At 57.6% G+C, this 21,618-nt stretch carries 19 protein-coding genes and 1 pseudogene; 11 read left to right on the top strand and 9 right to left on the bottom strand.

The window, feature by feature from the left end; translation table 11 throughout:
* Positions 1-2: 2 nt before the first annotated feature.
* Together C7H10_RS09600 and C7H10_RS09605 are read right to left on the bottom strand one after the other, a co-directional pair.
* Positions 3-1,418 (bottom strand): cbb3-type cytochrome c oxidase subunit I, encoded by a 1,416-nt coding sequence (locus C7H10_RS09600; RefSeq protein WP_106694689.1) that lies wholly within the window; start codon positions 1,416-1,418, stop codon positions 3-5.
* A 10-nt stretch (positions 1,419-1,428) separates the two neighbouring features.
* Positions 1,429-1,878 carry a c-type cytochrome gene (locus C7H10_RS09605; protein ID WP_072676399.1) on the bottom strand — a complete coding sequence of 150 codons (450 nt, stop codon included), beginning with the start codon at positions 1,876-1,878 and terminating at the stop codon, positions 1,429-1,431.
* 184 nt (positions 1,879-2,062) lie between these two features.
* Here C7H10_RS09605 and C7H10_RS09610 point away from each other — a divergent pair, with 184 nt between their 5' ends.
* Together C7H10_RS09610 and C7H10_RS19100 are read left to right on the top strand one after the other, a co-directional pair.
* The gene (locus tag C7H10_RS09610) at positions 2,063-2,986 is read left to right on the top strand and encodes an AEC family transporter (RefSeq protein ID WP_106694690.1); all 924 of its coding nucleotides are present in this window, start codon (positions 2,063-2,065) and stop codon (positions 2,984-2,986) included.
* Between the two features lie 49 nt (positions 2,987-3,035).
* Positions 3,036-3,278: a DUF6174 domain-containing protein gene (locus C7H10_RS19100; protein WP_146136806.1), complete on the top strand. Its 243-nt coding sequence runs from the start codon at positions 3,036-3,038 to the stop codon at positions 3,276-3,278.
* Between the two features lie 5 nt (positions 3,279-3,283).
* On the opposite strand, the gene C7H10_RS09615 is transcribed toward C7H10_RS19100, so the two are convergent.
* From C7H10_RS09615 to C7H10_RS09630, 4 genes are all read right to left on the bottom strand, one after another.
* Positions 3,284-3,925: a cation diffusion facilitator family transporter gene (locus tag C7H10_RS09615; protein ID WP_106694691.1), complete on the bottom strand. Its 642-nt coding sequence runs from the start codon at positions 3,923-3,925 to the stop codon at positions 3,284-3,286.
* Positions 3,926-4,000: 75 nt separating this feature from the next.
* A complete protein-coding gene (gene cadR / locus C7H10_RS09620) occupies positions 4,001-4,450 on the bottom strand; it encodes a Cd(II)/Pb(II)-responsive transcriptional regulator (RefSeq protein WP_106694692.1) in 450 nt (149 codons plus the stop codon).
* A 10-nt stretch (positions 4,451-4,460) separates the two neighbouring features.
* Positions 4,461-5,801, bottom strand: coding sequence for an ATP-binding protein (locus C7H10_RS09625; RefSeq protein WP_106694693.1), 1,341 nt, complete (start codon positions 5,799-5,801; stop codon positions 4,461-4,463).
* Positions 5,785-6,453: a response regulator transcription factor gene (locus tag C7H10_RS09630; protein WP_106694694.1), complete on the bottom strand. Its 669-nt coding sequence runs from the start codon at positions 6,451-6,453 to the stop codon at positions 5,785-5,787. Before C7H10_RS09630 ends, C7H10_RS09625 begins: the two co-directional genes overlap by 17 nt.
* Before the next feature lie 205 nt (positions 6,454-6,658).
* Between C7H10_RS09630 and C7H10_RS09635 the strand changes: the two are divergent.
* From C7H10_RS09635 to C7H10_RS09655, 5 genes and pseudogenes are all read left to right on the top strand, one after another.
* Positions 6,659-7,207 (top strand): annotated as a pseudogene (locus C7H10_RS09635) (cupredoxin domain-containing protein).
* A 13-nt stretch (positions 7,208-7,220) separates the two neighbouring features.
* Positions 7,221-8,939: a copper resistance system multicopper oxidase gene (locus C7H10_RS09640; RefSeq protein ID WP_106694695.1), complete on the top strand. Its 1,719-nt coding sequence runs from the start codon at positions 7,221-7,223 to the stop codon at positions 8,937-8,939.
* Positions 8,940-8,983: 44 nt separating this feature from the next.
* On the top strand, positions 8,984-9,673 hold the full coding sequence (locus C7H10_RS09645; protein WP_244178275.1) for a copper resistance protein B: 690 nt from the start codon (positions 8,984-8,986) through the stop codon (positions 9,671-9,673).
* A gap of 162 nt (positions 9,674-9,835) precedes the next feature.
* Entirely contained in the window at positions 9,836-10,063 is a 228-nt protein-coding gene (locus tag C7H10_RS09650; RefSeq protein WP_106694697.1) for a hypothetical protein, read from the top strand.
* Positions 10,063-12,339 carry a heavy metal translocating P-type ATPase gene (locus C7H10_RS09655; RefSeq protein ID WP_106694698.1) on the top strand — a complete coding sequence of 759 codons (2,277 nt, stop codon included), beginning with the start codon at positions 10,063-10,065 and terminating at the stop codon, positions 12,337-12,339. The genes C7H10_RS09650 and C7H10_RS09655 overlap by 1 nt, the downstream gene beginning before the upstream one ends.
* Positions 12,340-12,341: 2 nt before the next feature.
* On the opposite strand, the gene chrA is transcribed toward C7H10_RS09655, so the two are convergent.
* The 3 genes from chrA to C7H10_RS09670 form a co-directional block, all read right to left on the bottom strand.
* Positions 12,342-13,643 (bottom strand): chromate efflux transporter, encoded by a 1,302-nt coding sequence (gene chrA, locus C7H10_RS09660; protein ID WP_106694699.1) that lies wholly within the window; start codon positions 13,641-13,643, stop codon positions 12,342-12,344.
* 79 nt (positions 13,644-13,722) lie between these two features.
* Positions 13,723-14,394, bottom strand: a complete 672-nt coding sequence (locus C7H10_RS09665; RefSeq protein ID WP_106694700.1) for a hypothetical protein — start codon at positions 14,392-14,394, stop codon at positions 13,723-13,725.
* 15 nt (positions 14,395-14,409) lie between these two features.
* Entirely contained in the window at positions 14,410-15,144 is a 735-nt protein-coding gene (locus tag C7H10_RS09670) for a HupE/UreJ family protein (protein ID WP_208622819.1), read from the bottom strand.
* Between the two features lie 167 nt (positions 15,145-15,311).
* Between C7H10_RS09670 and C7H10_RS09675 the strand changes: the two genes are divergently transcribed.
* The 4 genes from C7H10_RS09675 to C7H10_RS09690 all read left to right on the top strand — a co-directional run bounded on the left by C7H10_RS09675 (position 15,312) and on the right by C7H10_RS09690 (position 21,549).
* On the top strand, positions 15,312-15,662 hold the full coding sequence (locus C7H10_RS09675) for a DUF3147 family protein (protein WP_058092654.1): 351 nt from the start codon (positions 15,312-15,314) through the stop codon (positions 15,660-15,662).
* 141 nt (positions 15,663-15,803) lie between these two features.
* Entirely contained in the window at positions 15,804-17,147 is a 1,344-nt protein-coding gene (locus C7H10_RS09680; RefSeq protein ID WP_244178243.1) for a TolC family protein, read from the top strand.
* 5 nt (positions 17,148-17,152) lie between these two features.
* A complete protein-coding gene (locus tag C7H10_RS09685) occupies positions 17,153-18,424 on the top strand; it encodes an efflux RND transporter periplasmic adaptor subunit (RefSeq protein WP_106694701.1) in 1,272 nt (423 codons plus the stop codon).
* Positions 18,424-21,549, top strand: a complete 3,126-nt coding sequence (locus C7H10_RS09690) for an efflux RND transporter permease subunit (protein ID WP_106694702.1) — start codon at positions 18,424-18,426, stop codon at positions 21,547-21,549. The genes C7H10_RS09685 and C7H10_RS09690 overlap by 1 nt, the downstream gene beginning before the upstream one ends.
* The last annotated feature ends 69 nt before the right edge of the window (positions 21,550-21,618 follow it).

A 21,618-nucleotide genomic window follows, 5' to 3' on the forward strand; every position in this document is an offset into this window, starting at 1 on the left:
GGTCAGGCGTCAGCCGTCGCAGGACCGCGCACTTCCTCTTCCGGGCTTGCCTGGCCCTTGATGAAGAAGCTGCCGAGGTACACTACCAGGCCCGCCATGAAGAAGGCGCCAGCGACGAATCGCATCCAGTAGAACAGGGCAATCTGATCCTGGCCGGCCATGAAGGACAGCGCAGCACCGCTATCGGGGATGCGTTGCAACCACACCTGCAGTACGCCTGCCGCGGTCAGGAACAGGGTGATGAACACCATGGAGATGGTCATCAGCCAGAAGCCCCACATTTCCACCACCTGCGCCGTGTTGCTGTTGCCGTAGGGGCGGCCACGCATGATGGGTACCGCGTAGGAAATGATGGTCAGTACGATCATCACATAGGCGCCGTAGAAGGCCATATGGCCGTGGGCCGCGGTAATCTGGCTGCCGTGGGTGTAGTAGTTCACCGGGGCCAGGGTATGCAGGAAGCCCCACACGCCCGCGCCCAGGAACGCCATCACGGTGGTGCCCATGGCCCAGAGCATGGCGGCCTTGTTCGGGTGATTGCGGCGGCGACGGTTGATCATGTTGAAGGCGAACACCACCATCATGAAGAACGGCAGCGGTTCCAGTGCCGAGAACACCGAGCCCAGCCACAGCCAGTATTCAGGCGGCCCGATCCAGAAGAAGTGGTGGCCGGTACCGATGATGCCGGTAATCAGAGCCATGGCAACGATCACGTACAGCCACTTCTCGATTACTTCACGGTCTACACCGGTCAGTTTGATCAACACATAGGCCAGGATGGCACCCATGATCAGTTCCCACACGCCCTCTACCCACAGGTGAATAACAAACCACCAGAAGTACTTGTCGGTGGCCAGGTTGCTCGGGTTGTAGAACGCGAACAGCCAAAGCACGGCCAGGCCGATCAGCCCCGTGATCAGAATGATATTGACGACGGTCTTGCGGCCTTTGAGGGCAGTCATGATGACGTTATAGAGGAAGCCGAGGATGACCAGCAGCAGACCTATCTTGGTGATGGTGGGCTGCTCCAGAAACTCCCGCCCCATGGTCGGGAAGTATTCATTGAAGGTCAGCTCCGCCAAACGTGCGTAGTCTACAAACAGGTAGCCAAGAACGGTCAGGGTGCCGGCAGCGGCAAACACCCAGAACAGAATCCAGGCAAGCAGCGGGCTGTGCAGTTCAGTTTGGGCTTCTTCCGGCACCATGTAGTAGGTGGCGCCCATGAAGCCGAACAACAGCCAGACAATCAGCAGGTTGGTATGAACCATCCTGGCCACGTTGAAGGGGATTTCCGGAAACAGGAAATCACCGACGACGTACTGAAGCCCCAGAACCAGGCCGAACACAATCTGGCCGACAAACAGGATCAGGGCAAAGATGAAGTAGGGCATGGACACCCTTTGCGATTCGTATTTCATGCTTGTTCCCTCAGCCTTCGATGTTGGGTGGCCAGTTGTTGTCGTCGATCTTGGATGTCCACTCCAGGAAGGCAGACAACGCATCGATATCTTCATCGCTCAGATTGAAGTTCGGCATCTGGCGGCGGCCTGGGATGTTGGTAGGCATGGCGTTCATCCAAGCTCGCATGTAAGACTTGAAGACCTCGGTGTCTCCCGCGCCACGGCGGTCAAACACGTTGGCCAGCTCTGGAGCAAAATAGGCACCTTCGCCCATGATGGAGTGACAACCCACGCAGTTGTTGTTCTCCCAGATGTGTTTACCGCGCACCACCTCTTCGGTGAGCTGATCGCGGTTATCCCGCTCGGGCATAGCCCGGACCTGTGTGTCAAAAGTCAGGGCCAGGAACAACAGGACGAAGAATGCACTTCCTCCCAGATAGATGTTCCTGGCCATGCTTTTGGTAAAGCGCTCGGCCATTGGTCTCACTCCTTGCTTGTTGGAATACCTGACTGCCCTGCTAGGATATAAAGATGTATTGGTAATGCTATTGATGATTATCAAAGAAGATCGCCGATTTCTCCATTGCGCCGGGGAGTTACCTCTTCATGGGTAGGTGTTAGACTGCTGCGCTTGAGGTGAAAGATTGTCTTTTGGAGGCGCCATGGCGGCCGCGTTGGCTTTGTTTGTAAAACTCCTTCCCCTGTACGTCACCGTTGCTCTCGGCTGGGTTGCCGGGCGCTACCTGGAGGCCAGTGGAAAACATATCGCCGGGATCATGCTTTACATCGTGACGCCCTCGGTAGTGTTCTCAGGAGTCATGGCTGCACCGCTGACGCCTCAGGTCATTCTGTTGCCCGCCCTGGTATTCGGTTTCTGCACCCTGATTGCCCTGATTCACCTGGCCATTGCCCGCAAACTACTGACCGACGGCAGTGCATCCGTTATCCCGTTATCGGTGGGTACCGGCAACACGGGTTACTTCGGTATTCCTGTGGCTTTGCTGTTGTTTGGAGAGCAGGGGCTGGCCCTCTATATCGTGTGCATGCTGGGCACCACGCTGTTCGAGAATTCGGTGGGTTTCTATCTGGCGGCAAGGGGCAAGTACAGCATTCGCGACGCACTGGTGCGCGTGGCACGACTGCCGTCGGTGTATGCGTTTGCCGCGGCAGCGGCATTGAATCTGTCAGGGGTGTCGATTCCGGAGACGTTTGTGCCGCTGTTCGATAATCTGCGCGGTGCCTACAGTGTTCTGGGCATGATGATTATCGGCATGGGCATAATGAGTTTCCGGGGCCTGGCCGGCAATCCGGTGTTCACCGGCCTGGCCTTCTTTGGCAAGTTCGTCAGCTGGCCGGCGCTGGCGCTGGCCTTCTGGTGGCTGGATGCCCAGGTGCTGGGCATTTACGACCTGGCGGTGCACCAGGCCATTTTCCTGATTTCCATCACGCCGATTGCCGCCAACACGGTGGTGATTGCCACGCTGCTGGATGCTGCACCCCGGCAGGCGGCAGGCACCACGTTGCTCAGTACGCTGTTTGCGCTCGGTTTTATTCCGGTGATGATTGCCTTGGTGTTCGGGGCGTAAGCCGGCTCAGCCCAGCGAATACTATCCCGCCAGGGTTGCCAGTGCGGACTTGTTAACCGTTCGATACCCCAAGTGGGACACACTCCTCATAAATACAGACTTTTACGGTAACTGGCTGGCCTTGGCCCTGGCGCAGCAGACCAAAGGGCATCACTATCCTGGCAGTCCCGACAAACTGTTGGTGGAATACGATCCGCACTATGGCTTTCCGGCATCGCTGGAAGTCGACTACAGCCCGTTCATCGCCGATGATGAATTTTCCTACCGGCTGACCGACTTCCAGGCCTACTGATCGCCTCAGTTTTCCTGGGCGATCAGCCGGTTTGCCGCCCGGGCATTGGCGATGTCTGACCGGGCATGTCGAACCACGCTGATACCGGCAGTCAGTGCCAGGGTGCCCATAATGCCCGCTACGACCAAGTCCGGCCACGCGGAGCCGGTGCCAAACACCCCCAGCGCTGCGCCCATCACCGCCAGGTTGCCGATGGCATCGTTGCGGCTGCAGAGCCAGACTGAGCGCATATCGGAATCACCCTCCCGGAACTTGAACAGCATAACCGCCACACCTACGTTGGCCGCCAGGGCCAGTAACCCGACAAGCCCCATGGTCAGTGGCTCCGGTGTAACGCCGCTCTGGAGCACCCAGATGGCACGGCCCCAGACCACCAGCCCAAAGGTAGCCATGGTTAATCCTTTGACCAAGGCAGCCCGCCCACGCCAGAGCATGCCCATACTGAGCACACTCAGGGAAAGCAGGTAGTTGGCGCTGTCGCCAAAGAAGTCGATGGCATCCGCCATGAGTGCCACGGAGCCGGACTGAAGGCTTGCCAGGCCTTCGACGAAGAACATGGCGAGATTCACCCACAGGGCAATCCAGAGCGCTTTGCGAAAGCCCGGAGCCGGGCCTTGGGGTTCCGGTACGGAACAGCTGCATGCCATCAGAGACCTCCTTTGAATCAGATTGTCTCTATTAAAAACCCTGAAGTTGCTACAGGGTCAACGCTTCAGCTGAGATTATTTTCCATGGGTGCCGGGAACGTGGTTAGCAGGGTGGTTATCTTCAAGTTGGCCGATTTCTGAGTTAAGACCATCCAGAATCCCGCATTCGCTGACGGTCCTACCTCGAGAACAGGCCTTTTGCAGTCGCTCCAGCGTCTTCTCCAACCGGGTCAGTTCCGCGAGGCGCTCCCGTACATGGTTAAGGTGTCGGGCAAGCAGAGCATCTACCTCGCTGCAGTCCGCCTCGGGCTGGTTAGTAAGCTGGATCAGTTCCCGGATTTCGTCCTGGGTCATGTCCAGATTGCGGCAGCGTTTGATGAACAACAGTCGATCACGGTGATCAGAACGGTACTGGCGATAGCCGCTGGCGTTGCGCTCAGGCGCTGGCATCAGGCCGATTTTTTCATAGTAGCGGATGGTTTCTACCGGCAGGCCCGCTGTCTTTGATAGTTCGCCGATTTTCAATTTCAGCCCCCTAGGATTTACGTGGCAGATCAACCTCAACGCGCAGGCCGCCTTTTGTGCCATCGCTGAAGTTTATCCGGCCACCATAGCGCTGCACGATATCCCGGACAATGGCCAGCCCCAGGCCATGGCCGGGTGTTTGCTCATCCAGCCTGAGCCCTCGGCTGCCAAGGTGATCCAGGTTTGCTGCAGCGACCCCCGGGCCATCATCGGTCACAACCATCCTCACGGTGTTTGCTGACTCACCGAGTGACAGCTCTATGCTTTGGGTGGCCCATTTGCCGGCATTATCGAGCAGGTTGCCGAACACTTCATTCAGGTCGTGCTCTTCAATCGGCCAACGGTGTTCGTCTGTTAAATCCGTCGTCAGCTCAAACGATTTTTCAGGGTACAAGCGGCCCAGCATCCACAACAAATCCCTGGCCTGCTTGACGGGTAATGCACTTTTTCCAACCTGCGGCCCGGCAAACTGACTCCGGCGCATCTCGGTTTCAAGCTGCTTGTCGATGTGGCTGAGCCGGCGCGCCATTTCGTCCCTCAAGGCTGTATCCAGTGGCCGGCTGTCGTCCTCAAGTATCTGGCGGACCGCAGCAATGGGGGTTTTGACACTGTGGGAGAGGTTGGCCAGGGCGTCCCGGGAGCGCTCCAGGCGTTGATCCAGCGAATCCAACAGCTGGTTTAGTTGGTTCACCAGGGGCCGGAATTCTTCTGGCGCCCGGACATCAATTCGAGAAATGGTGCCACCCTGCAATTGTGTCAGCGCAGACTGCAGCGAGGCCACTGGCCTCAGGGCAAGCGCGATACCAACCCAGATGACGGCAACCAGTAACAGAATGAGCAGAATCGATACGATGGCCGTCCATGCGTGTAACTCCGCCTGGCTGGACCTGAGCGCGTCCATGTCTTCTGACACGATGATGACATAGGGCATGCCATCAACCGTAATCTGTCGGCGATAAGCAAGGATGTCTGTTGGTGCACCTGTCGCTCCGGAGCTCTGAACCCGGATGCTCCCTTGCTGCTCGGTCTCCAGAAGTGGTTCCAGCAAGGGGCGCCAGGACTCGGGAGAAATCGTGGTTATGTCGGGGGAATGAAGCGCGAACGCATGGTGGAAAACTTCCTCGAAATAGTCCCCAGTCTGCAGGGCGTCCAGTTGGCCACCGGACTGTCGCACCTGTAGCTCCAGGAAGGCGACCTCGTCGTGCAACCTTCCTTCCACGAAGTCTCGGGACATGCGGTCCAACAGCAAGCCATGGACTATCCATGCCAGTGCCATTAACACAATGCCTGATGGCAACAGGAGCGTCAGCAGGGTGGTCCTGACGGACAGGGGGTTAGTGATCGGCATCATTGAAAAGATATCCCTGGCCCCGCCGGGTCGCAATGGTTTCAGCGCCCACCAGTTTCCTCAATCGACGGATGTAGGCTTCGATGACGTTGTCACTCGGGTTGTCGTTAAGGCTGTAGAGTTGTTCCATGAGCTGGTCTTTGGAAAAGACATGCCCCGGGCGGTTCATCAGGCATCGGAGCAGGCGGAACTCGGTACCCGTGAGCGAGTGTTCGGTGCCATCCTGCATTTTCAGGCTCTGACGGTTTTCATCCAGCTCAAACCGGCCCGCTCTAACGGTAGAGGACACGCGCCCATCGCCGCGCCGGATGATTGCATTAAGGCGGGCGACCAGCTCTTCCGTCTGGAACGGCTTGGCCAGGTAGTCATCGGCACCTGCTTTAAGGCCGTCAACCTTATCTTGCCAATCGCCTCTGGCGGTCAGAATCAGCACTGGAAAATCGATGTGGTGAGCGCGCCATTGTTTGAGCACCGTCAAACCATTGCCATCTGGCAGGCCGAGATCCAGCACACACACGCGATAGCTCTCCTGCGAGCCGAGAATGCCAGCCTCTTTCGCTGTACTTGCGATATCGACACTGAAGCCTGATTTTTCAAGCTGACGTGAAAGGCCATCAGCCAATAAGCGGTCATCCTCTACCAGCAGTAATCTCATCTCACTCGCCTCGATTGCAGCGGTTCCTGTTGTACCCCAAAGCACTATGCCGCAGTAGCCTGAATTCAGCCTGAACAGCAATTAATCGGCTTTTTCAGAAAGAATTCAGGTTGGTGGGCCATGGTATCGCCTGTTCGCTCTGCACTTGAATGTTGCTCACTCCGGGCATGCATTTCACACCCGTCACAATACAGGAGACATTTCCATGAGAATAACAAAGTTCATCACTGCGGCGGCCGCCTTGTCACTTTCTGCTACCGCCTTTGGCGCCGGCGCCCATGGGCACAGCCACGGGCATGGACACGGCTCTGGCGCTGCCATTGGCGAACCGGCAAACGCTTCGTAAGCCACTCGCATCGTCACGGTGGCTATGTATGACAACTACTACGAGCCGGAAACCATCGACATTCAGAAAGGTGAGGTGGTGCGTTTCGTGGTGGAAAATCACGGCCAGCTGGTTCACGAGTTCAATATCGGAACGGCCGATATGCACGAAGCCCATCAGGAAGAAATGGTCATGATGGTGGAGCACGGGGTTATCCAGGGTGGAACCATCAACCACCAGATGATGGAGATGGATATGGGGGACGGACACACCATGAAGCATGACGATCCGAACAGCGTGCTGCTGGAGCCCGGCCAGAGCGGTGAACTGATCTGGCGCTTTTCCGGTGACACCACCCTGGAGTTCGCCTGCAACGTGCCCGGCCATTACCAGGCAGGCATGTACGGTGATGTAAGGTTCCAACAGTAACAGGAGTAGAACCATGACCAGACGCCTGATAACGGTCACCCTGGCGCTGTTTTTGCCAGCCATCGGTATGGCAGGGGAGTATGACCTGACGGTTGACCGGGTAAAGATTGATACCGGCGATTTCGTCAAGGAAGGCATTGGCTACAACGGCAGTTCGCCCGGCCCGACCCTCCGGTTCAAAGAGGGCGAGGACGTGGTGATCAACGTCACCAACAACCTGAAAGAGACCACCTCGATACACTGGCACGGCCTGATTCTGCCGTTTGAGCAGGACGGTGTGCCCGGCATCAGCTTTCCCGGCATCAAGCCGGGTGAAACCTTTACCTACCGATTCCCAGTGGTGCAGGCGGGTACCTACTGGTACCACAGCCACTCCGGTTTCCAGGAACCGAATGGCGCCTACGGGGCCATCATCATCGAGCCTGAAGGCCGGGAGCCGTTCCGGTATGACCGCGAGTACGTGGTGCAGCTGACCGACAAGCACCCGCATTCCGGTGACCGCATCATGCGGAATCTGAAGTCGTCGCCTGACTACTACAATCGCCAGCAGCAAACGGTGATGGATTTCTTTACCGAATCCCGTGAGCAAGGCTTCATGGCTACGCTGCATGATCGCAGGATGTGGGGCCAGATGCGGATGATGAAAGCGGATATTGAAGACGTGCAGGGCTTCACTGGCCTGATCAATGGCAAGGGACCAGAGCAGAACTGGACGGGGCTGTTCAAGCCCGGTGAGCGGGTGCGCCTGAGGTTTATCAACTCCTCCGCCATGACCTACTTTGACATTCGGATTCCTGGCTTGAAGATGACGGTGGTCCAGGCCGATGGCAATAACGTCCAGCCGGTGAATGTGGACGAGTTCCGGATTGGTGTGGCAGAAACCTACGATGTGATTGTGCACATCCGTGATGAGCAGGCCTATACCATCTTCGCCGAGTCCATGGGCCGCTCCGGCTATGCCCGTGGCACGCTGGCACCCCGCGAGGGCATGGTGGCTGAAGTGCCGGAACTGCGCAAAGCACCGATGCTGACCATGGCAGACATGGCGGGCCACATGGATCATGGCGATATGGACCACGGCTCGATGAATCATGGCGGTATGGACCATGGGGCGATGGATCACAGCAGTATGAACCACGGCTCGATGGACCAGGGAAGCATGAATCACGCAGGCATGGACCACTCAGCCCACGGTGGCGGAATGCCGGAAGACCCCTTCTACGCCAGCGGCAGTGGCCTGCTGCCAACGGCCAGCAATGGCGGTAAGTTCCTGTCTTACTCCGATCTACGGGCTCAAAGCCCGCTCTATGAAGAGCGTGAGCCGACCCGTGAAATCGAAATGCGCCTGACTGGCAACATGGAGCGTTACGAGTGGAGCATCAACGGCGTGAAGTATGAGGATGCTGACCCAGTGGTGCTGCAATACGGAGAGCGGGTCCGGTTCAAGTTCGTGAACGAGACCATGATGACGCACCCGATGCACTTGCACGGCATGTGGTCAATCCTGGACGTCGGGGCAGGCAAATGGAATCCGATCAAGCACGTGATCAGCGTGGCGCCGGCGACCACGGTGTATATGGAAACCGAGGTGGATGCACCGGGTGAGTGGGCGTTCCATTGCCATCTCTCCTATCACGCAGCGGCCGGTATGTTCCGCAAGATTGTAGTTGAGGGCGGCCCGAATGAGGACGTCGCCTCTGGCGATGCACAGGCCAAGGGAGGTGACGCATGAAAACGCGTAACCCATGGCTCGCCCGGATTTGTGCTTTGACGCTGATGGGTTCTGCCATCGTGCAGGCAGACGAGGCGATTGATGCGCACAACGTTAACGCGTTCTGGGGTGTCAGTGCTGAAAAACTCGAGTACCGCTACAGCGACTCCGATGAAAAGCTGGCAGTGATTGAAACCGATGCCTGGTACGGTAGTGACGAGCTGAAATTCCGGTGGCAGTTCACGGGGGAGTGGGAGGAAAACCACAACGCGTGGGAAACCCTGGAAAACCAGTTTCTGGCCCAGACACCGATCAGCGAGTTCTGGGATGCCAAGGCAGGTATTCGCATTGATACACCGGAGGGCCCGGACCGGGTTTACGGCGTCATTGGGCTGACCGGTCTGGCACCGTACTGGTTCGAGATCGATACCAACCTGTATGTCAGTGACAAGGGCGACGCCTCGGTGGATTTTGAGGCTGAGTACGAGCTGTTGATCACCAACTACTGGATTGTATCCGCTACCTTTGAAACCCTGCTGGCGTTCTCTGAGGACCGGGAAATCGGCGTGGGTAAAGGGATCAACTCGACAGAAGTCGGGTTGCGGCTGAGTTACGACCTGATCGACCGCGCCTTCTCACCTTATGTGGGGGTGGTCCATGAGCGCAAATACGGCGACACAGCCGATTTCGCTCGCGCCAGTGGCGGAGGTACCGAAGACTGGTTCGCGGTGGTTGGCGCACGGCTGGCATTCTGAACCTCCCATTCGAAAGCCCGGCAGGACGCAGGGCTTTCTTCCCTTCTTTTAATTGATGTAAGTCACGACCCAGCAAGTAAGTCTTATCCGTTCTACCCTTTTTCAGGCTGGTTTCAGCTTCGCCTGTTGGGATGGTGACATGTCACCAACGGAGGATTCGTCATGATGCACGACGACATGTATGGCTACACTATGTGGGCAGGCCACTGGCTCTGGATGCTGGTCATTGCCATTGCGGTGGTTATTCCAGCCTGGCGGATCTGCCAGCGCACCGGGTATCCCGGTTGGCTCGGTGTCCTGATTCTGATCCCGGTGGTTAATCTGGTACTGCTCTACTTCCTGGCCTTCTCCGACTGGCCGGGTGTCAAGGAGAGTGGAGGCGATGCCTGATGATGGACACCTCAACTGCAAAACCCGGCGTCTATGAACTGACGGTGCCAGGCATGGGTTCGGATCATTGCGCAGGTATTGTCAGTAAAACCCTTAACCGCCTGGACGGTATCGAAGGCGTTACCACTAACATCGCCAATCACAAAGTGCATGTGACCACACGCGCTGACGGCCCGGACGGTGATGCCCTGAAGCGCGCGGTGGAAGGGGCCGGCTACGATGTGGCGAGGGTGACCACACAAGCCGATGCCAACCCCGACCATCAAGCGGAAGATGAAGAGCAGTATCTGAAACAGGCGGTGCGCAGGCTATGGATAGCGGCAGTGCCGACCACCCTGATCATGCTGCTGATGATGCCCCACATGTTTTGGCAGCCTATTCCAGGTTACCTGGCGATAGTCGCCGTGCTGGCCTTTCCGGTGGTGTTTCTTTACGGCGGTGCCGCGACTCATAAAGCATCTTGGCGCTCCCTGAAAAACGGCACCTTCAACATGGATGTGCTGATCTCCATGGGCAGCCTGCCGCCGTTCATCATTGGTCTGGTGGGCTTTGTCTATCCGATGACTTCGTTTATCGAGATGGCGGCGACCATTATGACCTTCCACCTGGTAGGCCGGTACCTGGAAGCCAAAGCCAAAGGCAAGGCGTCTCAGGCGATCCGCAGGTTGCTGACACTCGGCGCCAAGACCGCCCGCGTTGAGCGGGACGGCGAAGAAATCGAAATTTTAATAAAGGAGTTGGTACCCGGCGACATCATGGTGGTTCGGCCCGGCGATAAGGTGCCCACCGACGGTGAGGTCGTCGATGGAGAGAGTCACCTGGATGAATCCATTGCCACGGGCGAGTCGATCCCGGTCTATAAAAGCGAGGGCGACACCGTTATCGGCGCGACCATTAACAAGGAGGGGCGCCTGAGGGTAAAGGCAACCCGTGTTGGTGGAGATACCTTCCTGGCCCAGGTGGTAAAGCTGATCGACGAGGCCCAGGGCTCCAGGGTGCCGATCCAGGAGTTTGCCGACCGCATGACCGGCCGCTTCGTGCCGCTGGTCTTGATCATTGCGTTGGGCAGCCTTCTGGTCTGGCTGTTTGCCGCGGATTCCTTGCGCCCGATTCTGGAGTGGGGTGCCGGTTTTCTGCCCTGGGTTGATCCTGCAGCGGCGACACCGGTGCTGGCGATTCTCGCGGCGATTGCCGTACTGGTGATTGCCTGCCCGTGTGCTCTGGGACTGGCCACGCCAACGGCGCTGATGGTGGGGTCCGGAATTGGTGCTGAGCGGGGCATTCTGATTCGCTCCGGTGAGGCTATCCAGACATTCAAGGACATCAAGGTGATGGTGCTGGATAAAACTGGAACGATCACCCGTGGCGAGCCAAAACTTACCGAAACCGTTGCCGCCTCGGGGGTGTCGGAAACCGAGCTGCTGGAACTAGCTGCGGCCGTGGAAAATGCTTCAGAACATCCCATTGCCCGTGCCATTGTCGACGGTGCCCGGGAGCGCGGCGTTAAGCCTGGTGAGGTGTCAGGCTTTCGCTCCACCGGTGCCCGTGGCGTGTCTGGTGTGGTCTTAGGGCAGTCCGTGCTGATCGGCAACCGGTTGCTTCTTGAAGAGAACGAAGTAACGGGGCTGGATGCTCTTGATAAAGATCTTCACGAGCTTGAGGGCAAGGGAAGAACCGCTGTGATTGTCGCTCGCGATGGCCAAGCCTGCGGCATTGTTGCAGTGGCCGACACGCTGAAAGATGAGTCTGTGGCCGCCATCAAAGCCATGCACGCGCATGGCCTGCACGTGGTGATGATTACCGGAGACAACGAGCGTGCTGCCAATGCGGTTGCCAGAGAAGTCGGTATTGATGAAGTACGTGCCGGAGTGTTGCCGGAGGGCAAAGTCGATGCCATTCGGGAGCTACAGAAAACCTATGGCAACCACGTTGCCATGGTGGGTGATGGCATCAACGACGCTCCGGCCCTGAAGCAGGCGAACGTGGGGATCGCCATCGGTGCCGGTGCAGACGTGGCCATCGAAGCTGCAGACGTCACTCTGGTGCGTGGCGAGCTGTCGGGCGTTGTCGACGCCATGGTGTTGTCCCGCGCCACCTTCAGAAAGATTGTTGAAAACCTGCTGTGGGCCAGCGGCTATAACGCGGCCGCCATTCCCATCGCGGCTGCCGGGTTGCTGCACCCGATGATTGGCGTGGTAGCGATGACCGCCAGTTCGCTCTCGGTGATTGGCAATTCGATGTTGCTGAGGCGGCGTTATGAGCGGACGCGGATATAGCGTCAGCCCACAAACAACATCCAACTCGCCCCAAGACCGGCTAATGTGCCCACCAGGGCAATGACGCCCATCCTGAATTTGAAGGCGCAGACAAACGCCACGGCAGACAGCACCAGCATTGGAATGTCCACACTGGCAAGATAGGGCAGGTGCATGTCGACACCAAATCCTGTTAGGGCGTATTGCTCGGCGAACAGTGCGCTGATCGCAAACCAAAGTGCCAGGTTGGCAATCACTCCAACGACGACGGCAGTGACGGCCCCAAGGGCGGAAGAAATGGCTTGGTTTGCGCGTAGTTTCTCCACGTAGGGCGCACCGGCAAAGATCCACAGAAAGCAGGGCAGAAACGTCACCCATGTGGTCAGCAGGGCGCCAATAGAGGCGAAGAGGAGCGCAGACTCGCCGGCAGCATCGCGGTAGGCTGCGAGAAATCCAACGAACTGTGTGACCAGAATAAGGGGCCCTGGCGTCGTCTCCGCCAGGCCGAGGCCTTCCAGCATTTCACCGGGCTGTAGCCACTGATAGTTCTCAACCCCTTGCTGGGCCACGTAAGACAGCACCGCGTAGGCGCCGCCAAAGGTGACTGTTGCCATCTTTGAGAAAAACACGGCAATCTGCGAATACACATGGCCGTAGCCCAGGGCGGCCAGCAACCCAAACACGGTCAGTGCCCAAAGTACCAGGCAGGTTAGGGCTGCACGCCGGGTTCCGGGGCGTACAACGGTTTCTGTGCTGACCAACGAATGATTGGCCTCCGTATTGTCCGGCCCAAGTCTACGGGCTACCAGGTAGCCCGCAATGCCCGCCGTCAGAACCACGATCGGAAACGGTACGCTGAAAACAAACAAAGCCAGAAAACCGGCAACGGCGAGGAACGGCCTCAAAGTGCCCTTGAGTGCTCGTTTGCCGATTCGTATCAGGGCCTGAACAACAATCGCGAGCACCGCCGCTTTCAGGCCGAAAAAAACACCTTCAACAAGAGTCAGGTCACCGATGGTGACATACGCCCAGGACAAAAGGAAAATTGCCAGAGCCCCAGGAATGATAAACAGCAGGCCTGCAATAACCCCGCCCTTCACACCATGCATTAGCCAACCGATGTAGGTGGCAAGTTGTTGAGCCTCAGGCCCGGGTAACAGCATGCAATAGTTCAGGGCGTGTAGAAATCGAGACTCATCCAGCCACTTCTTCTCGTCTACAATAATCCGGTGCATTAACGCGATCTGCCCTGCCGGGCCGCCGAAGCTGAGAAGACCGATCCTAATCCAGACTATCAGCGCTTCCCTGAAAGAAACTTCACTCATTAGCCCTTTTCCTTGATTACATTATTCAATATCGTTTATTTGTGCCTCGTCCCTGAGGCTGTCGCAGTGGTGCGTACTTTTACAGCATTTTCTTCAGTTCACCGTAATCACCGCCGGTGCGCAGTACCACGGTCACATCGTTGTTGTTGCGGTTCCGGAAGAACCAGCCATGGTTGCCGGTAAAGGCGGCCTCAAGTTCGCCTTCATCCTCCGGAACGCCCCGGCCCTTTTCGTAAGAGATGGACCGGCCGCCACCATCGCCATGGGTGTCAAAGTTAACCGGGCCACCTTCGGATTCCCAGGAGAACCGGGCGATGGCGCCCTCATTCATGGTGAGTTTGAACTCCGTACCCTGGCCCGGCGTCAGCACAAAACGAACCTCATCTTTCCATTCGGTTTCGTTGGTGGTGGCTGGAGCAGGCTCTTCCGGCGCAGGCTCAGCTTCCGGAGCTGCTTCGGCAGTGGCGGCGGGCTCAACCGATGCTGGCGCCGGCGCTTCTGTCTGGGGTTGCACCGCCACCATTTGCGCGGCGGCATCGGCGGCCGCTTCTTCGGCCAGCTGTTGCTTGATCTCGCCCATTTCGGTCAGGCCCAGAACCCGGCCGGCACCGGTCGGGTCCAGAGCATACTCGGCAGGCATAACCACCGTCACCAGCAGCACCAGTGCAACGATAGCGGCGATGATGGTGGATCGAATCAGTTTGGCGGTGGAGGGTAGTTCTTCACGGTTTGGTCTATCGGTGTTGTACATAACGAATCTCCAGAATTAGGCGACAAAATAACCGGTGAGCTGATAACCGAAGAGCAGGAAGCCCGCGCTCATCATGGCTACATTGGTGGTGTAGGCGTGGCGGAAAAAGCCGTCGGTTTTGCGCCAGAAGCTGATGGCAATCAGGATCATGGTCAGGGCGATGAGCTGGCCAATTTCCACCCCGACGTTAAACGCCAGCAGGTTTGGCACCAGGCCGTCCGGCGAGATGTCGTATTCGATGATCTTTGAAGACAGGCCAAAGCCGTGGAAGAACCCGAAGATCAGGGTGGCGGCCTTGGTGTTGGGCTGAAAACCAAACCACCGTTGATAGGCACCGATGTTGTCCAGCGCCTTGTACACGATGGACAGTCCGATAATGGCATCGATTATGTAGCTGTTGATGCCAATGTTGAAATACACCCCCAGCAGCATGGTGGTGGAGTGGCCCACCGCAAACAGGCTCACGTAGATCGCGATGTGCTTCATCTGGTAGAGGAAGAAGATGACGCCCAGCAGGAACAGCAGGTGGTCGTAGCCGGTGACCATGTGCTTGGCGCCCAGATACATGAAAGCAATCAGGTTAACCCCGGTGATCTCCTGGATATAGCCTTTATCGCCTTCGGCGACGGCATGTGCGAGCACATCGGCGCTCATGCCGAACAGCCCGAAGGTCAGAAAAATCCAGAACAGACGGTATGTGGGGGAAGCTCTGAGCACATGCTTGCGATCAGCAAGTAAGGTTGAGCGCATAGTGACTCCTGTGAATTGCCTTTTTGTTTGCGCGGTTTGATTCGACGGTCGAAGACCATACCTTGCCCGCTTTCCTGATTGGAAATTAAATGTGAAAAATGTTCGCTGTCGCGGTAGTTTGGTTCTGGCTATTCGGCCCTTCGACAGGTAACACGGAGATAACTGCAATGACCTGGCTCATAACCAAATACGCCATCACCGCCGCCCTGGTGGTACTGATTTCGGAAGTTGCCAAGCGCAGCGACAAACTCGGCGCACTGATTGCTGCACTGCCCATGGTGACTGTACTGGCGATGGTCTGGATGTATGTTGAGCATCAGCCTGCGGACAAAATCTCCAACCATGCCTGGTACACCTTCTGGTATGTGTTGCCTACCTTGCCGATGTTTCTGTTGTTTCCGTTCCTGTTACCCCGTTTGGGATTCTGGTTGTCGCTGGCGGTCAGTGCCGTGCTGACCATGATCTGTTTTGTTTCCCTGGCACTCGTAATGAAACGATTCGGCGTTGGTTTGATGTAAATTCAATAGCCAGATCAGAGCACGTGTCTGATTGTTTTGAGCGAGATCAAAAAATCCATTATTTAGGATAAATCTTTCAGTCACAGTTCAGGTTGCCCCTCTAGCATTCTCCGCATAACAGCCTTTTGCGGAGAACTCACTTTGCGTTATCTCAGACACCTTCCAAAACTGGGCATGGCCACGATGCTGGCCATCTCAGCCTTGCCCGCAGCGGCCCAGCAGGAGCTGGGCCTGACGTCGGCCATTGAAATCGCCATACGGAATGACCCCTGGCTGCAAGGCAGTGTTTATCAGGAACAGGCCCTCAGGGAAGAAGCGGTGGCGCAGGGCTCGCTGCCTGATCCCCGCTTGACGCTCGGGCTGGCAAACCTGCCAACAGACACCTTCGACCTCGGGCAAGAGGCAATGACACAGGCCACCGTTGGCATTACCCAACGCTTTCCCCGGGGGGACAGCCGCCGGATTGCCAAAGCCAAGGTGCTGCAGATGGCTTCAATACAGCCTCGCCAGCGAGACAATCGCGAACTCAAGGTGACTGAAACAGTCACCCACCTGTGGCTGGAGGTCTGGCGCGCTCAGCAAAGTGTGCAGCTGATCGAGAGCAGCCGTAGCCTGTTCGAGCAGTTGGAAGACGTTGCCCAGGCTGGCTACCGCTCGGCCACAATGAGCGCCCGGCAGCAGGACGTGATTCGCGCATCCGTTGAGCTGACCCGGCTGGATGACCGGCTAACGGCGCTGTCAGCAGAGCTCAGTTCCAGCCGTGCGGCGCTGGCGGAGTGGGTGGGTGCATGGATTGACGAACATGCTGGAATCCGTGCCGACCTCCTGTCTGTTGACGACACCATACCGCCGTATTTGACAGCACTGTCTGCGAACGGCAGTCCGAAGGTCGATAGCGTGCTGGCGATCGACCACCCGATGATTCGTGCCACGGATGAACTGATTGAGGTGCGTACTCTGGAGGTTGACCTGGCGAAACAGGCCTACAAACCGGAGTGGTCACTGTCTGCGCAATATGGATACCGCGACAAGGCTCCTAACGGCCAGGACCGGGCCGATCTTTTCTCCGTCGGTATCAGCGTTGATCTCCCACTATTCACCAGTAACCGCCAAGACCGGAACCTCAACGCCTCCGTGGCCCGGGCAGAGACCGTTAAAACCGAGCGTATGCTGCAGCTGCGCCAGTTGCAGGCGTTAGCCCGCAGTGCAGTGGCGCGCATCGAGCGCCTGGATGAACGCATTACACGTTACCGGGAAACCCTGCTGCCTCAGATGGAGCAGCAGGCCGAAGCCGCCCTGAGTGCTTACAACTCTGACGATGGTGATTTTGCCGAAGCCGTGCGCGCGCGTATTGCCGAGCTCAATGCCCGCATCGAGCTGTTTCAGGTGGTGGCCGAGCGTGCCAGGTCGCAAGCCAGCTTCAATTACGTCACCGCCGGCGCGGATAACGCCCCCCTCTTTTCATCGACTCGTTATCAGGACTGACAACTATGGCCAATTTCATTCGCCCTCTGGGCCTTCTCGTGCTGGGTGGTTTTGCCGGTGCCGGTGCTAGTTGGTGGCTGGCGGCTGGCGCAAGCATGGACCACACCTTGGATCCTGCACATTCACAGGCCCGTGAGCCGCTTTACTGGGTGGCCCCCATGGACCCTGATTTCAGAAGGGACAAACCGGGCAAGTCGCCCATGGGGATGGACCTTGTGCCGGTTTATGCGGACGGCGGAGCCGCGGATGACCCAGCGGGCACCGTCCGGATATCGCCCGCGGTAACCAACAACCTGGGTGTGAGGACCGGCACGGTTATCCAGGGGCGCCTGCCACTAAACATCACCACCGTCGGGCACGTCCAGTATAACGAGGACGCCATGGCCCATGTGCATCCCCGTGTTGAGGGCTGGATTGAGGCGCTGTATGTGAAGGCGGAGGGGGAGCCGGTTGAACAGGGCAAGGCCTTGTACTCGTTGTATTCGCCCACCCTGGTTAACGCTCAGGAGGAGCTGGTTCTGGCGTTGAACCGGGGCAATGAGAACCTGGTCCGTGCTGCAGAGCAGCGTCTATTGGCGCTGAATGTTCCAACCAGCCTGGTACGGAGCCTGAAGGATACCCGCGAAGTGCGCCGTACCCTGACCGTCTACGCACCGGCGACCGGGGTTATTGAGAGTCTCAATGTGCGCGAAGGGATGTTCATCAAACCCGGCGACCAGGTGGTGACCATTGCCTCTCTGGATGAGGTCTGGGTTCTGGGGGAAATGTTTGAGAGCCAGATTGCCGCAGTAAAACCCGGTGACCGGGCGGTGATGACATTGGATTACATGCCGGATCGGCAGTGGCGGGGGCAGGTGGATTACGTCTATCCGGAGATCAACACCACCACCCGCACGGCCCGGGTCAGGCTGCGTTTCACAAACACTGACGGCGCTTTGCGCCCGGGTATGTTCGCCCGGCTGAACATACAGGGAGAGCGTGGTGACCGGCGAATGTTAGTGCCCCGGGAATCCGTGATCCGCACCGGCCAGAGTGACCGTTTGGTGCTGGCTCTGGAAAAAGGAGCGTTCAAATCGGTTAACGTCTATGTTGGGCGGGTAGGTGAGGAGTATGTGGAAATTCTGCAAGGGGTAAGGCCCGGCGACACGGTGGTCACCTCTGCGCAGTTTCTGATCGATTCGGAATCCAGCAAAACCTCTGACTTTCTGCGTATGTCGCCCCGACCGACGGAGATGGATCACAGAGCCCATGGTATGCAGCATGAAGGGGGCCACTGATGATCGCGTCGCTGATTTACTGGTCGGTTCGTAACCGTTTTCTGGTCGTCATGGCAGCACTGCTGCTGACCGGTCTGGGACTGTACTCCCTGAAGAACACGCCAGTGGATGCACTGCCGGACCTGTCGGATGTCCAGGTCATCATTAAAACCAGCTATCCGGGACAGGCGCCTCAGGTGGTAGAGGACCAGGTTACTTACCCGCTGACCACCGCCATGCTGTCGGTGCCGGGGGCGCAAACCGTTCGAGGCTATTCGTTCTTCGGTGACTCCTACGTTTATGTGATCTTTGACGAAAACACCGATATGTACTGGGCCCGCTCTCGGGTGCTCGAATACCTGTCGCAGGTGGCGCCGAATCTGCCGGAGCAGGCCCGGCCGCAATTGGGGCCTGACGCTACCGGTGTGGGCTGGGTGTACCTGTACGCGTTGGTAGACCGCACCGGGCAGCACGACCTGAGCCAGCTCCGAAGCCTTCAGGACTGGTTCCTGAAGTATGAGCTGCAGACGGTACCCGGCGTTTCGGAAGTGGCCACTGTGGGTGGCATGGTCAAGCAATACCAGGTACAGGTGAGCCCGGAAAAGCTGCGTACCCTGGGGATTCCGCTGTCCCATATTGAAACCGCCATAAAGCGCGGCAATCAGGAAGTGGGGGCCTCTGTCATTGAAATGGCAGAGGCCGAGTACATGGTGCGGGCCTCGGGCTATATCCAGTCCCGGGAAGATTTGCTCTCGATCCCGCTGGGACTCGACGACAACGGCACCCCCGTTTTGTTAAAGGATGTGGCCAGCGTTGAAGTGGGGCCACAGATGCGCAGGGGCATTGCCGAGTTGAATGGCGAGGGCGAAACGGTTGGCGGCGTTATAGTGATGCGTTTTGGTGAAAACGCCCAGGAGACTATACGGGGTGTGAAAGCCAAACTGGAGGCTTTGCAGGGGAGTCTGCCGGACGGTGTCGAAGTGGTCACGGTGTATGACCGTTCCGGTTTGATCGATCGCGCTGTGACCAACCTCTGGAACAAATTGCTGGAAGAACTTCTCGTTGTCGGGCTGGTGTGCGTGATCTTCCTGTTCCACGTGCGGTCTTCGCTGGTGGTGATGATCAGCCTGCCAGTCGGCATTCTGACAGCCTTCATCGTGATGTACTGGCAGGGCATCAATGCCAACATCATGTCGTTGGGTGGCATCGCCATTGCCATAGGCACCATGATTGACGGTGCCATCGTGATGATCGAGAACATGCACAAACACATGGAGCGTACACCGCTGACCAGGGAAAATCGCTGGCAAGTGGTGGCGAAGGCGTCGGCCGAGGTGGGGCCGGCGCTGTTTTTCTCATTGTTGATTATTACCGTCAGCTTTGTGCCGGTGTTTGTGCTGGAAGCCCAGGAGGGCCGCATGTTCTCGCCGCTGGCCTATACCAAAACCTATGCCATGGCGGCCAGTGCCGCTCTGGCGGTCACGCTGGTGCCGGTGCTCATGGGTTACTTCATTCGTGGCAAGGTGCTGTCGGAGCACCGAAATCCTGTAAACCGGTTATTGGTGTCGGGCTATCTGCCAATGCTGAAGGGTGTCCTGAAGTATCCGGTGACAACCCTGGTAGTGGTGGTTCTGATTCTGGCGGTGGGGGTGTGGCCTGCCTCCCGGATAGGCAGCGAATTCATCCCGCCTCTGGATGAGGGCGATCTGATGTATATGCCAACCACCTACCCGGGTATTTCTATCGGCAAGGCTCGGGAATTGCTGCAACAGACCGACCGGTTGATTGCCTCGCCGCCGGAAGTGGAAACGGTGTTTGGCAAGGTTGGCCGGGCAGAGACCGCCACAGATCCCGCCCCGTTGACGATGATTGAAACGTTTATTCAACTTAAACCTCGCGACCAGTGGCGTGAGGGGATGACCACCGAAAAACTGAAGCAGGAATTGAACGCCCTTATCCAATTTCCCGGCGTTACCAATGCCTGGGTGATGCCAATCATTACCCGGATTGACATGCTGGCGACGGGGATAAAAACGCCGGTTGGCATCAAGGTGGCCGGGCCTGAGCTGGCAACCATTGAGGCAGTGGGCAAGCAACTGGAAGCCATTCTTTCGGAGGTTCCCGGTACGGCATCTGTGTATTCGGAGCGCGTTGCCGGGGGCCGTTATGTTCAGGCCGATATCGACCGATTACGGGCGGCGAGATATGGCCTCAACATTGCCGATGTTCAGCAGGTGATCGCTTCGGCGGTGGGCGGAATTAACGTGTCTCAAACCATCGAGGGGTTGGAAAGATACCCTATCAATGTGCGTTATCCGCAAGACTACCGCGATTCCCCCGAGAAGCTCCGGCAGCTGCCGATCGTGACGCCGTCCGGCCAACGCATTGCCTTGGCGGATGTGGCCGACATTCGGATTGAGGACGGCCCTCCAGCAATAAAAAGTGAGAATGCCCGGCTTAATGGTTGGACCTTTGTGGACATCGAGGGTGTTGATGTGGGCAGCTACGTAGAGCAGGCCATGGCGGTTGTAAATGATGAACTGCAGCTGCCGGCAGGCTACTCCGTGGCCTGGTCCGGCCAATATGAATACATGCTCCGGGCCAAGGAAAGGCTGACCTATGTGGTCCCGCTGACCCTGGCGATCATTGTCATACTGTTGTTTATGAGCTTCCGCCGCATTGCTGAGGTGGCGATGATCCTGGGCACACTGCCGTTTGCTCTGGTGGGCGCAGTCTGGTTTATGTATCTATTGGGTTACAACTTTTCGGTTGCCGTTGGAGTGGGATTCATTGCCCTGGCGGGGGTTGCCGTAGAGATCGGGGTCATCATGCTGGTGTACCTTAACCAGTCTTACCAGTCGATGCTTGAGAGTTGCGAGCAAAAAGGTCTTGAGCCCAGGCGTGAAACTCTCCGGCATGCCGTTCTGCATGGTGCCGGGTTGCGGGTTCGGCCGATCATGATGACCGGAAGTTCCATCATCATTGGGCTGTTACCCATCATGTTCGGCACCGGGACGGGCTCGGAAGTAATGGGGCGCATCGCAGCCCCGATGGTGGGTGGTATGGTCAGCGCTATGCTGCTGGCATTGTTGGTCATTCCCGTATTGTTCTACCTCTGGAAACGAAGGGGCCTTGCGCACCGATGACCTGCGTCAATTCTTGCCAAGAGAGGTTGTAGGTTTGGCCGCTATTTCAGGTTCGATTCAGTTTTATGG

Source organism: Marinobacter shengliensis (assembly GCF_003007715.1).
Classification (GTDB): Bacteria; Pseudomonadota; Gammaproteobacteria; order Pseudomonadales; family Oleiphilaceae; genus Marinobacter; species Marinobacter shengliensis.

What these genes read in the sequence shown, in the direction of transcription:
- C7H10_RS09615 (WP_106694691.1), bottom strand. Translation starts at nt 3,925, where the DNA reads ATGGCATGCAGCTGTTCCGTACCGGAACCCCAAGGCCCGGCTCCGGGC.
- C7H10_RS09645 (WP_244178275.1), top strand. Translation starts at nt 8,984, where the DNA reads ATGGGTTCTGCCATCGTGCAGGCAGACGAGGCGATTGATGCGCACAAC.
- C7H10_RS09655 (WP_106694698.1), top strand. Translation starts at nt 10,063, where the DNA reads ATGATGGACACCTCAACTGCAAAACCCGGCGTCTATGAACTGACGGTG.
- C7H10_RS09630 (WP_106694694.1), bottom strand. Translation starts at nt 6,453, where the DNA reads ATGAGATTACTGCTGGTAGAGGATGACCGCTTATTGGCTGATGGCCTT.
- C7H10_RS09605 (WP_072676399.1), bottom strand. Translation starts at nt 1,878, where the DNA reads ATGGCCGAGCGCTTTACCAAAAGCATGGCCAGGAACATCTATCTGGGA.
- C7H10_RS09670 (WP_208622819.1), bottom strand. Translation starts at nt 15,144, where the DNA reads ATGCGCTCAACCTTACTTGCTGATCGCAAGCATGTGCTCAGAGCTTCC.
- C7H10_RS09640 (WP_106694695.1), top strand. Translation starts at nt 7,221, where the DNA reads ATGACCAGACGCCTGATAACGGTCACCCTGGCGCTGTTTTTGCCAGCC.
- C7H10_RS09625 (WP_106694693.1), bottom strand. Translation starts at nt 5,801, where the DNA reads ATGATGCCGATCACTAACCCCCTGTCCGTCAGGACCACCCTGCTGACG.
- C7H10_RS09675 (WP_058092654.1), top strand. Translation starts at nt 15,312, where the DNA reads ATGACCTGGCTCATAACCAAATACGCCATCACCGCCGCCCTGGTGGTA.
- chrA (WP_106694699.1), bottom strand. Translation starts at nt 13,643, where the DNA reads ATGAGTGAAGTTTCTTTCAGGGAAGCGCTGATAGTCTGGATTAGGATC.
- C7H10_RS09685 (WP_106694701.1), top strand. Translation starts at nt 17,153, where the DNA reads ATGGCCAATTTCATTCGCCCTCTGGGCCTTCTCGTGCTGGGTGGTTTT.
- C7H10_RS09665 (WP_106694700.1), bottom strand. Translation starts at nt 14,394, where the DNA reads ATGTACAACACCGATAGACCAAACCGTGAAGAACTACCCTCCACCGCC.
- C7H10_RS09690 (WP_106694702.1), top strand. Translation starts at nt 18,424, where the DNA reads ATGATCGCGTCGCTGATTTACTGGTCGGTTCGTAACCGTTTTCTGGTC.
- C7H10_RS09600 (WP_106694689.1), bottom strand. Translation starts at nt 1,418, where the DNA reads ATGAAATACGAATCGCAAAGGGTGTCCATGCCCTACTTCATCTTTGCC.
- C7H10_RS09650 (WP_106694697.1), top strand. Translation starts at nt 9,836, where the DNA reads ATGATGCACGACGACATGTATGGCTACACTATGTGGGCAGGCCACTGG.
- C7H10_RS09610 (WP_106694690.1), top strand. Translation starts at nt 2,063, where the DNA reads ATGGCGGCCGCGTTGGCTTTGTTTGTAAAACTCCTTCCCCTGTACGTC.